Genomic DNA, 10,399 nt, shown 5'->3' with positions numbered 1-10,399 from the left:
ATCGGATCGGGGAACGTGTCGACGACCACGTCCGCGCCGTGCGCGCGCGCCGATTTCATCGCGACGTCCATGTCGGTAACGAGGTAACCGGTGCGCTCCTCGCAGAACGGATACGGAATCGGCGTCTTGAAGCCGAACACCGAGATCGTGCCAGAAGGCGTCAGCACGAGCTGCGACATCGTCTGGCTCGGCGTCGGCGTGACCTGGAACACGCCCTGCTTCGACTTCTTGCCACCGAACGTGGCGACGAAGCTGTCGGTGAAACGGTCGAAGTCTTCGGGCGCCACGCACACGTGCGTCGTGTCGTACTGCGGGCCGACCGTCACGTTCGGGAAACGGGCGCCGGCGAGCAAGCGCGCCGCCGCAGTCGGTTGGGTGGCATCGGCATGGGACGGTGCGGCTGCCAGCATTGCGCCGAGCACGGCCGTCGCTGCGACCGTCATTCGCAGCACTTGTCGCAACTTCAGTGCGTTCATTGAGTTCTCCTTGAATAAAAAGTGGCGAGCGCGGCCGAACGCCGCGCCCGCGTTCAGCGTGACGCCGGCCCTGCGTCGGGCCGACCGGATCGATAGCTGAGGAAGCACAGCACCGCGAGCGGCAGCGCGAGCGCCCAGAACGCGGCGAACACGTAGGCCGTCGCCCCCGCGCCCGCGCCGAGCGCGAACCCCACGACCGGCGGCAGCGTGCGCCGCAGCCGTGCCCGTGCGGCGTCCCGTTCGGCCGGCGCGGCGAGCGGCACGAGCCAGTCGAACGCGTCGATTACCGCCTGCTTGACGTTGCCCGTCATCACCGTGTTGGCGACGACCGAACGGGCCGTCAGCCGGCCGTGCGCGTTCTGGACCCCCATCGCCGCGGCGCCGAGCAGGCCGCACAGGATCGTGCGCGGCGCGTCGGCGTCCGCGATCGGCGACGCCATCACGCCGGCCAGCATGAAGCCGGTCAGCAGCACGGCCTGCAGCGCATACAGCGAACGCGCGCGCACGCCGTGGCCGAGCGCACGCACCCGATGGTCGAGCACGCGCGCGCCGACGATACCGGCGATGAAGGCCGGAAACGCGAGCCACTTGATCACGAGCCCTTGCCCGACGCCGGCCAGCCCCGAGCCGATCAGGATGAAGTTGCCGGTGACGTGCGCGGTGAACAGGCCGAACAGCGCGACGAAGCCGAGCGTGTCGACGTAGCCCGCGATCGACGCGAGAAACACGTCCTCGCCGCGCACGTGGTCAGGCGCCGCGGCCGCGATTACCGGCTGCGATGGCATGACCCAGCTTCCTGAATGGTTGCAGCCGCGCTCGCGCGAGATCCGATAACCCATGTAGCACTCCGGTTACGCCGACAGGCTCGGCTTGCTGACTGGCATCCGGCCATGCGGCGGTTCGAGAGCAAGACTAGTGAAGGCCGGCCTTAATGTCATGGCGCGCGCCTGAATTTATCTAAATCCAAGGCGCGCGTCGGGCCGGGGCGCCTGACAGGCTCGAGGCGGCATAGTGCTCCCGCTGCGATGAAAACCGTGCCGCGCGCGGCATGTAGCGGGGCAATCGTGTTATTTCCCTAGTCGCTGATGAGGCCGTTGGCGCCGTCCCCGCGCATCAACCGTTGAGCAATGAGGTGGACGATGGTCGGGCCCCGCAGGCGTTGTTCGATGCGTTACTGCGCGATGCACTGGCCGGTCAACAGCCAATTGCTGGTTTTATCATCAGCGAAGTAGGTCGAACCATGCCTCAAAATTGATGGACTATCCCAGAGCTCACAACCGGCAGCCTTCACCCGTCCGTCCGTTGATCCACGCGTAAAAATCTTGATGGCCGTATCACCAGCCTTCAGGTGAAGGCGAGGTGTCCCGTCAGCGATATCGACGTGGGTTAGCCTGGTTACGTTTAGTTGAGTCGGCCTCAAGCGCGCTGCCGCGAGACGATCGGCCAGCGAACCTTGGATAGCAGGGATCGCACTCAGGATCTTGTCAATCTTCACCGGGTCGGTGATCTCCGTCGTCCGGTCTGCGACTGTCACCTGATCTTCTGCTCCTGCGGAAGTAGACACTGCTATCAAGCAAAGCACGCACAGCTTTGCGTACCTCATCTTCGAGAAAGAACGCGGCGAACTGCTCAACGAACCGACAGGCGTTCCCTTCTCTTTCGATTACGCTTGGGTTCAGATGACCCGCACGTTGGAGGTAACGCACAGGCGCACGACGCGGTGATCGCCTACGTGATGGCTTATCAAAAACATTGCTGGGTAATCTCAAAGCGACGCCGGGCGGCTAGCAAGGCGATGCGCGCTCGGCACGTCCGCCGGGGCATTGCGAAATTCCGACAGATTTGCCGACACCTCGCATCAGGCGTGGCCAGCCTCGGGCTCGCGCGTGATGCTCGAACTGGTGTTCCGCCTGCTTGACCACCGCCTGTAATCCGCAGGGGTCATGCCGATAAGCTGGCCGAACGCACGCCGAAACGAAGTCTCGTCTCCATAGCCGCATTGCACCGCTACCTGCTTGATGCTGGCCCCTGGTGTTTCCAGCAGCACGCAAGCCATTTCGATTCTGACGCGAGTAATGAATCCCTTTGGCGATTCGCTGGTCAAGCTCTTCAGTCGACGATGCAGGGTTCGTTCACTAAGACCCAGTGCGCCGGCCAACGCTTCCGCAGTCAATCCGGGGCTGGCATGCCGGACGATCTGCTCGGCCTGAAGAAGGAGTGGATCGGTAGCATTGATGTATCCCCGAGGCGCGTATACCAGTTGGGGCAGCGGCATCGTGTCAGCCACAGAAATATCGGCGGCGAGGCGAGCGATGTCGGCCCCTGCTTCCCGTCTGATGACGTGCAACGCCAGATCGACCCAGGACAGCGGCCCGCCTGTCGTGACGATGCGATCCTGTTCTTCCACGGCAGTGCCCCACACCGGACGCGCTTTTGGGAACCGCTGTCTGAATGCATGGTGCAGCCACCAGGTTGTGGTGCACCGCCGGCCGTTCAACAGGCCAGCCTCGCCCAAGACGAAAGTTCCCGCACAGGCCGCGCCAACCAGCGCGCCATCGCGATGACGTGCTCGCAGCCACGCGGCCGCCTGCGCGGTCGAGGCGGACACAGGTGGCAGCCGGTCGAGACCGAGAGCCATACCGGTGACGAGCGCGACATCGCATTGCGTGAGTTCATCGAATGTAGTATCGACCGGAATCAGACGGCCTTGTGGGTCCCGCAACTCTCGCCCGTCGGCGCTCGCAATGATGGTCTCAAAGACTGCCACGGCCAGTTGCTCGTGGGCGCCGCCGCCGGGCGGTGCCTGTAATGCTTGGGTGGTCATCCAGAAGAGATCAGCAAGGCCTGTGATCGGGGACAGCAGGCTCCCTTCGACTGCAACGATTCCTATACGCACGGGGTACTCCATCAATTCGGCCTGGGTGGCGAATTCTGCATGAACAGCACCCTATCTGCCAATCGAGACATGCCCACCGGAGCTTCTTCGTACGCGACGGCCGGCGTCCGAACCTCGACGAGTCCATTCATTGCGCCACTTTGCGTCATCAATCAGGCCAGAGCGAAATTGGCAGATCAGATTTGGCCACGGAAGATATTTGCTGGCGTCTGAAGGCGGTTTACGGCTCGATGGATTGAAGCGCAGCCGAATCGTCACGGATCGAATGGACGCACGTTTAGGCAGTGCGGGCCGCATCGCATCAGAGAGTACAAGGAAAATGACCAATCGCGACAATAAGTCAGTGGACTACATCGTTGTCGGCGGAGGATCGACCGGTTGCGTTGTCGCCGCCCGCCTCAGCGAAGACGAAGGCGCAAGCGTTGTGCTGCTTGAGGAGGGGCCACGCGACCGCAGTCCATATATCCATATCCCCGGCGCCTACTACAAGACTGCACAAGGTCCGCTCCTTAAGCGCATCCCGTGGCATCCGACCGAGGGCCAAGCGCGTACGGAAATGCCGACGATGGTCCAGGCAAGCGTGCTTGGCGGCGGAAGTTCCGTGAACGCGATGATCTACATACGTGGCGTTCCGTCGGACTACGACCAATGGCGAGATTCCGGCGCGACCGGCTGGGGCTTCGATGACGTCCTGCCCTACTTCAAACGCTCGGAAGACAACGAGCGCTTCTGCAACGACGTCCACAGCATCGGCGGCCCGCTGCGCGTGTCCGACATCCCGCATATTCATCCGTTAACCAAAGCATGGCTCAAGGCCTGCCAGCAATCCGGCCTGCCGTACAACGAAGATTTCAATAGCGGGCAGCCGGCCGGATGCGGTCTTTATCAAATTACCGCCCGCGATGGCCGTCGCAGCAGCGCTGCTGTTGCATACATTCATCCGGCATTGAATCGACCCAACCTGACAGTCTGTACCGGCGTGCGTGTCACGAGAATACTCATCGAAAACGGCCGTGCCGTTGGTGTCGAATTCCTGCGGAACGGACAAATCGATCAGATGCGAGCAAATCGCGAAGTCGTCGTTTCGGCAGGCGCGCTCGGTACCCCGAAGCTGCTGATGCTGTCCGGGATCGGGCCATCCGCCGAGTTGCAAAGGCACGGAATTGCCGTCGAGCAGGACCTCCCAGGCGTGGGCAGGAATCTTCAGGACCACATTGAAATTTCGCTTGTCTACCAGTTGAACGGACCCTATAGCTATGACAAATACAAGAAGCCGCACTGGAAAGCGCTTGCCGGCCTGAACTATCTTTTGTTCAGAAACGGGCCGGCCGTGTCCAACTTGATCGAGGGCGGCGCGTTCTGGTGGGGCGACAAGGAAGCATCAACGCCTGACATTCAATATTTTCTCGTTGTCGGCGCCGGGATCGAGGAAGGCGTCGACAGTGTGCCGGGAGGCAACGGCTGCACCATCAATCTCGGACAGATTCGTCCTCGCTCACGCGGCTTCGTCGAGCTGTCGAGCCCCAATCCAATGGATGTTCCTCGAGTCTTCCCCGAGTACTTCAGCGATCCGTATGACCTCGAGGCGGTGGTCGACGGTTGCGAAAAGGCTATCGACATCATGGGACAGTCCGCTATCAGAAAGTACATCGCACAACGAATCGTACCGGGTAAACAGGCAGCAAGTCGCGACGAATTGAGGAAATTTGTCCAGCAGGACGCGCACGCAGCGCTTCACCCGTGCGGGACTTGCCGTATGGGCACCGACAGCGATTCAGTCGTTGACCCTTCGCTACGCGTACACGGTATCGATGGACTGAGAGTGGCCGATGCTTCCATCATGCCGAACATCATTTCGGGCAATCTCAACTCCGTCTGCATCATGATCGGCGAAAAAGCAGCTGACCTCATTTTGGGTAAAGCGCCGCTGACGCGCATCAAGCATGCATCCGTACCGATAGATTCTGAGCCGTCTCAAGTAGATTCGTGATCCTACGCTTGAGCAACACAATCATTCCGTTCTTGACTGGATACTTGAAAATGGCCGCACAAAGCAAAGCGAATGCGTTGATCTTTCATACCACTGTCTCGAGGTTTTCCAACCTGATCACCGACCTCGACACAATCGCCGCTATCGGGTTCGACGGTATCGAGCTGGGTGCGGACAAGCTGGAAGCGTACCTCGCCTCGGGCTACGGCCCCGAGGACCTGAAAGCGCTGCTCGAAAACATCTATGTCCCCGGAATGGGATTTCTGATCGATATCGAGCGGCAAGGCCAGCAGACATCGGCGATGTACGCGCGTGCCGATGAGTTGTTCGAATTGGCAACGCTGTCCGGCGCGCAAGGTGTGCAGGTACTGACCGGGCCGGTCGACGTTCAATCGGTCGTCGAATGGACGCAAAACGGGAGGACAGACCGTTATGCCGGCGTACTCGGCCTGCCGCATGCGCGGCAGATCGCGGCCACCGCGAAAAATCTCGCTCGTCTGGCCGACATGGCCGCCGAGCGCGGCCTAGTGCTGTACCTGGAAGCGCTGTCGTGGGCGCCTATCAACGGCATCGACAAATCGATCCAGCTGATTGATACGGCCGGCCGCGACAATGTGAAAATCGTCATCGACTACTGGCACTGCCACACGTCCGGCGTGACGCCCGACGACATCGCGAAGCTGGACTCGCGCATCATTTATGGCGTTCACGTGTGTGATTCGCTCCCTTTCCCCGGCGGAATTCCGGACGAACGGGTGCTCCGCGATGTACCGACCGGAGAAGGTGTAATCGACCTGCAGCAATGGACCGATGCAGTCAAGGCAACCGGCTATCGGGGATGGTGGAGTTGTGAGTTGTTCTGCAGAAAGCAGCAGCAACAGAACGCGGCAACCGTTGCCGCGCAGCTCAAGCGCCTGATGGCGTGCCTCGTCGCGTAACCGCCCCCGCGTGGCGGCCGTCGCGCCACTATTCAGCGGGGCGTCGCGGTCCAATCGCGGGCCGCACATCGTCCGGTTTGGTCGGTCACGCCCGTCAGTGCCTCGTTCGGCTGTGACGTTCACCGCACGCGCCGGCGCCCTCATCGAGGGGCCCTGGGTGGCGAATTTTGCATGAACAATGTCCGGTCCGCCCTCTGCAATTGTCGACAAGAGCCGTATAAATTTGGCCCATGTTTGCAATTGTCGGAGCGACTCCGTTATGCCACTCCCGTCCCGTCTGGGCCATCCGCATTACTTTCCGACGCGAAAGGGCCGCTGCCCGGTCAGTTGGTTCAGCCGAGTGCTCGCGGCCGTCGCGTTCACGGTGACATTCGCAAGCGGTCACACGATCGCGGCCGCAGCGCCGGCGGTTCGCAACATCGTGCTCGTCCATGGCGCGTTCGCCGACGGGTCGAGCTGGCAGCCGGTTATCACCAGGCTGCAGCACATGGGTTACCACGTGACGGCCGTGCAGAATCCGCTCACTTCCCTCGACGATGACGTTGCCGCGACCGAGAACGTGCTGCGCCGACAAACCGGGGACGTGCTGCTGGTAGGCCATTCGTGGGCCGGTGCGGTAATTACGCAAGCCGGCGATGCTGCCAATGTGAAGGGCCTTGTTTACCTGTCGGCACTGGTTCCGGACGACGGTGAGTCAGTCGACGACCTGCTGCACGGCCTCGACGCGCCGATGACGGGCCTGTCACCAGACGCCCGAGGACTGGTATGGCTGGACGATGCCCGCCAGTTCCAGCACGTCATGGCGGGAGATCTTCCTTTTGAACAGGTCAAGGCGCTGACCTCGACTCAACAGCCGATCGCGATCGCCTGTTTCACCGGCAAGGTGCGGCATGCGGCCTGGCATGACAAGCCCCGTTGGTATCTGCGAACGACTGGCGACAACGCGCTCAAGGAAACCGTGCAGCAGGCCATCGCCCAGCGAATCGGGGCAACGGTAACGACCATTCGCTCCAGTCACATGTCGATGCTGTCTCACCCCGACGACGTCGCGAGACTGATCGATCGGGCCGCACGAACGGTTCTGCAATAACGCCCGTCGGATTTCGAAGAAGTTTATCTCTTCATCACTGCGAGACTGAAATGAAAATCCTGCATCTCGATTCCAGCATTCTGGACGACAACTCCATCACCCGAGCGCTGTCCGCTGCCGTCGTAGCCGATTTGCGTGCGCGACACCCGTCGGCCGAAGTGACCTATCGCGATCTCGTCCGCGACGAAATTGCCCACTTGACCGGACCGATCGCTGCCGGGTTCCGCGACATCGCGACAGACGAATTCGACGACGATGCGACCCGCGAGCATCGGTTTTCAGAAACGCTGGTGATGGAGTATCTGACCAGCGACGTCATTGTCGTCGGTGCGCCGATGTACAACTTCTCGGTGCCGAGTCAACTGAAAGCATGGCTGGATCGCGTCGCGCAGGCCGGACGAACCTTCAGATACACCGAGCATGGCCCGGTGGGCCTGGCCACGGACAAATGCGTCGTCGTCGTCTCCGCCCGCGGCGGGTTTTATGCGGAAGGACCGCTGGCTCGCATGGATTTCCAGGAAAACTATCTCGAGCGTTTCTTCGGTTTCCTGGGTGTAACCGATGTCCGGTTCGTCCGTGCCGAGGGGGCATCGAAAGGTCAGCCGGTGCGGGACGAAGGTATCGCGCGCGCCAGGGCCGCCATCGCCGACGTACTCGCCAGCGTACAGGCGTCCGATGCACAGCCCGTCAAGTAACAGGAGTCCTTCATGCTGTTTGCCATCAAGGTGGATTACATCCGTCCGACGGAAGAGGTTCACGCGCACCTGGAGTCCCACAAGGCGTGGCTCGTCAAGCATGTTCAGGCGGGAAGCATTCTGTTCGCGGGGCCGCTGCAGGGAGAGGCAGCCGGTTTTTTTCTCGCCTACGCGGACCACCGGAGCGATATCGAGAAAATGATCGCCGAAGACCCGTTCGATACTCTCGGCTTGGCGACCTTCGACATCCAATGCTGCGCCCCCGCGCTGTGTGCAAGCGCCTTTCCTGCGCAATGGGCAGGAGGCGCCAGGCCGGTGTGACTTCCGCCGCGCCCGTCGGGCGGCCCTCTCGATCGCATCGACGGGTCGACGAATCCGTGCCGACGCGTTGACGCGTTCGCAGGACAAAGAGGGGCCGCCGCGATTCGCGCTGGGCCAGCACGTGTATTGCATGTGAGTGCCGCATCCAGTGCGCGTTTGCGCGCCGAACCTTCTCGGCCGTCGCTGGCCGTTCAGCCTCGATCGCCCCGGCCGCGAACCGAAAGAAGCGTCGCAGCACGCGCCAGAGCCTCGTACTCTCGATGCCGGCGCCTTCCTCCTCGAGGTTCGCGACCAGCGGTGTTACCGGGTCCCAGCGGGACGGCGTGAACGGTGGCCCACGCTGCACCAGAAACTGATCCAGCGCTGGCAGCGCCGCCTTGCCGGGCTTTCCGCCCTTGCCAATCACATGCAGCGAGTGATTCCCGTGTTCGTCGCGTCGGATGTCACCAAGCGTGGCGCCGACGAATTCGCTAGCGCGCAGACCGATCGCATAGCCGAAATCGAGCAGAAAGCGAAGGCGCTGTGCAGCCGGCGTGCCACAGCCATATGACCGTTCCCCCTCAGCGCCAGGCAAGGACAATCAGGTCGTATTGCGGCAACCGCTGCGTGTGTAAGCCGACGACAATCTCGACATGTAACCACTCAAGGAGCCTTCTCGGACGACGCTACCAGGCCACATATCGGAATAGGATACACAAATGTAATTGATTACATATTCGGTATAATCGCGGGAGCCGACAGACGTCTCGATTCCCCTCCCATTTGCGGAATGCCGATCATCGTCCTCCGGCCCCCTTCTATTCCAATTGCGCACCGTTTCCCAGCATGCCACTCCTCTCCATCGCCATTCTCCTAACGTTTCAGTGTCTAGGTGAAGGTAGTACGTATCTGCTGCATCTCTCAGTACCTGGCCCGGTGGTCGGCATGTTGCTGCTTCTGATAAGCCTGCACGCCTTCCCGCCGCTTGCGACAACACTGGAATCGACAGCCTCGAATCTGCTGCAAAATCTGTCCCTTCTCTTCGTTCCCGCCGGTGTCGGTGTGATGGCGACCGCCAATGTGGTCAAGGGAGACCTTATTCCCATCGCCATCTCGCTCGTAGTCAGTACGCTGCTCACTGTCGCGGTGACGGCCCTGACCATGCGGTGCTTGACACGAGTCATGTCGGAGCGCAACGGAAATCATGCCGGGGACATGTCATGATTGCTCAACAAAAGCTGGCCGCCCTCTGGGTCTATCTCGCAGCGTCGCCGCTCACAGGACTCACGCTGACGCTCATTGCGTATCTGTGCGCACAGGCAATCTACCGGAAGGCGCGATTTAGTCCGTTCGCCAATCCGGTACTAATCTCCATCACGCTGATCGTAACGGCCCTCGCTTCGACCGGGACGTCGTATCGAACCTATTTCGACGGAGCCCAGTTTGTTCATTTCCTGCTTGGACCCGCCACGGTCGCATTGGCGCTCCCGCTCTACCGACAATGGGCAAACCTCCGCAAGGCCGCGCTACCGCTGCTCGGTGCGCTAACGGCTGGCTCGACCACTGCGGTCGTTTCCGCATTGGTCATCGCCGACGCGTTGGGCGCTTCGCATCAAACGCTTGCATCCATCGCACCGAAATCGGCGACCACGCCGATAGCGATGGCGATTTCCGAGCGCCTCGGCGGCATCCCATCCCTCACCGCAGTGCTCGTGATCTGCACCGGCATTTTCGGCGCGGTGACCGCACGCTCGCTGCTCAACTTCTTGCGCATCTCAGCGCCGGAGGTTCGTGGATTCGCCCTCGGGGTTGCGTCGCACGGAATCGGCACCGCGCGCGCTTTCCAGGTCGACGCGACGATGGGTGCCTATGCAGGACTGGGGATGGGATTGAACGGCGTACTGACTGCGATAGTCGTGCCGGTGCTGATGCCAGTTGTCACGAACTGGCTTCACTAACGCTATCGAACGTTCGATACCATTCACCGAAGCTATCAAAACCCGTACTCGCCGCC

At 61.4% G+C, this 10,399-nt stretch carries 10 protein-coding genes and 2 pseudogenes; 7 read left to right on the top strand and 5 right to left on the bottom strand.

Annotated features, from left to right (window positions below):
• The 4 genes and pseudogenes from DIE17_RS14080 to DIE17_RS14065 all read right to left on the bottom strand — a co-directional run.
• Window positions 1–476 (bottom strand): annotated as a pseudogene (locus DIE17_RS14080) (VOC family protein); the annotation flags it as partial.
• Window positions 477–529: 53 nt separating this feature from the next.
• Window positions 530–1,261 (bottom strand): YoaK family protein, encoded by a 732-nt coding sequence (locus DIE17_RS14075; protein WP_124921056.1) that lies wholly within the window; start codon window positions 1,259–1,261, stop codon window positions 530–532.
• A gap of 386 nt (window positions 1,262–1,647) precedes the next feature.
• Window positions 1,648–2,010: a hypothetical protein gene (locus tag DIE17_RS14070; RefSeq protein WP_124921044.1), complete on the bottom strand. Its 363-nt coding sequence runs from the start codon at window positions 2,008–2,010 to the stop codon at window positions 1,648–1,650.
• Between the two features lie 324 nt (window positions 2,011–2,334).
• Window positions 2,335–3,300, bottom strand: coding sequence for a GlxA family transcriptional regulator (locus DIE17_RS14065; protein WP_260439239.1), 966 nt, complete (start codon window positions 3,298–3,300; stop codon window positions 2,335–2,337).
• A gap of 391 nt (window positions 3,301–3,691) precedes the next feature.
• Between DIE17_RS14065 and DIE17_RS14060 the strand changes: the two genes are divergently transcribed.
• From DIE17_RS14060 to DIE17_RS14040, 5 genes are all read left to right on the top strand, one after another.
• Window positions 3,692–5,362 carry a GMC family oxidoreductase gene (locus tag DIE17_RS14060; protein WP_124921042.1) on the top strand — a complete coding sequence of 557 codons (1,671 nt, stop codon included), beginning with the start codon at window positions 3,692–3,694 and terminating at the stop codon, window positions 5,360–5,362.
• Between the two features lie 50 nt (window positions 5,363–5,412).
• On the top strand, window positions 5,413–6,300 hold the full coding sequence (locus tag DIE17_RS14055; RefSeq protein ID WP_124921041.1) for a sugar phosphate isomerase/epimerase family protein: 888 nt from the start codon (window positions 5,413–5,415) through the stop codon (window positions 6,298–6,300).
• A gap of 259 nt (window positions 6,301–6,559) precedes the next feature.
• Complete coding sequence (locus DIE17_RS14050; RefSeq protein ID WP_124921040.1) at window positions 6,560–7,390, top strand: alpha/beta fold hydrolase; 831 nt, start codon at window positions 6,560–6,562, stop codon at window positions 7,388–7,390.
• A 50-nt stretch (window positions 7,391–7,440) separates the two neighbouring features.
• Window positions 7,441–8,085 (top strand): FMN-dependent NADH-azoreductase, encoded by a 645-nt coding sequence (locus DIE17_RS14045; protein WP_124921039.1) that lies wholly within the window; start codon window positions 7,441–7,443, stop codon window positions 8,083–8,085.
• A gap of 12 nt (window positions 8,086–8,097) precedes the next feature.
• A complete protein-coding gene (locus DIE17_RS14040; protein ID WP_124921038.1) occupies window positions 8,098–8,406 on the top strand; it encodes a YciI family protein in 309 nt (102 codons plus the stop codon).
• A 109-nt stretch (window positions 8,407–8,515) separates the two neighbouring features.
• On the opposite strand, the pseudogene DIE17_RS37965 reads toward DIE17_RS14040, so the two are convergent.
• Window positions 8,516–8,962: pseudogene (locus DIE17_RS37965) on the bottom strand (integrase); the annotation flags it as partial.
• Window positions 8,963–9,231: 269 nt separating this feature from the next.
• Between DIE17_RS37965 and DIE17_RS14030 the strand changes: the two are divergent.
• Both DIE17_RS14030 and DIE17_RS14025 read left to right on the top strand, forming a co-directional pair.
• Window positions 9,232–9,609 carry a CidA/LrgA family protein gene (locus DIE17_RS14030; RefSeq protein WP_124921037.1) on the top strand — a complete coding sequence of 126 codons (378 nt, stop codon included), beginning with the start codon at window positions 9,232–9,234 and terminating at the stop codon, window positions 9,607–9,609.
• Window positions 9,606–10,343, top strand: a complete 738-nt coding sequence (locus tag DIE17_RS14025; protein WP_124921036.1) for an LrgB family protein — start codon at window positions 9,606–9,608, stop codon at window positions 10,341–10,343. Before DIE17_RS14030 ends, DIE17_RS14025 begins: the two co-directional genes overlap by 4 nt.
• Window positions 10,344–10,399 lie beyond the last annotated feature (56 nt).

It is taken from the genome of Burkholderia sp. Bp9099 (assembly GCF_003857805.1).
Taxonomy (GTDB): domain Bacteria; phylum Pseudomonadota; class Gammaproteobacteria; order Burkholderiales; family Burkholderiaceae; genus Burkholderia.
This window is presented reverse-complemented; position numbering and strand designations above follow the sequence as displayed.

Coding starts and splice junctions, on each gene's coding strand:
- DIE17_RS14050 (WP_124921040.1), top strand. CDS start 6,560: ATGCCACTCCCGTCCCGTCTGGGCCATCCGCATTACTTTCCGACGCGA.
- DIE17_RS14030 (WP_124921037.1), top strand. CDS start 9,232: ATGCCACTCCTCTCCATCGCCATTCTCCTAACGTTTCAGTGTCTAGGT.
- DIE17_RS14045 (WP_124921039.1), top strand. CDS start 7,441: ATGAAAATCCTGCATCTCGATTCCAGCATTCTGGACGACAACTCCATC.
- DIE17_RS14040 (WP_124921038.1), top strand. CDS start 8,098: ATGCTGTTTGCCATCAAGGTGGATTACATCCGTCCGACGGAAGAGGTT.
- DIE17_RS14060 (WP_124921042.1), top strand. CDS start 3,692: ATGACCAATCGCGACAATAAGTCAGTGGACTACATCGTTGTCGGCGGA.
- DIE17_RS14055 (WP_124921041.1), top strand. CDS start 5,413: ATGGCCGCACAAAGCAAAGCGAATGCGTTGATCTTTCATACCACTGTC.
- DIE17_RS14025 (WP_124921036.1), top strand. CDS start 9,606: ATGATTGCTCAACAAAAGCTGGCCGCCCTCTGGGTCTATCTCGCAGCG.
- DIE17_RS14075 (WP_124921056.1), bottom strand. CDS start 1,261: ATGCCATCGCAGCCGGTAATCGCGGCCGCGGCGCCTGACCACGTGCGC.
- DIE17_RS14065 (WP_260439239.1), bottom strand. CDS start 3,300: ATGACCACCCAAGCATTACAGGCACCGCCCGGCGGCGGCGCCCACGAG.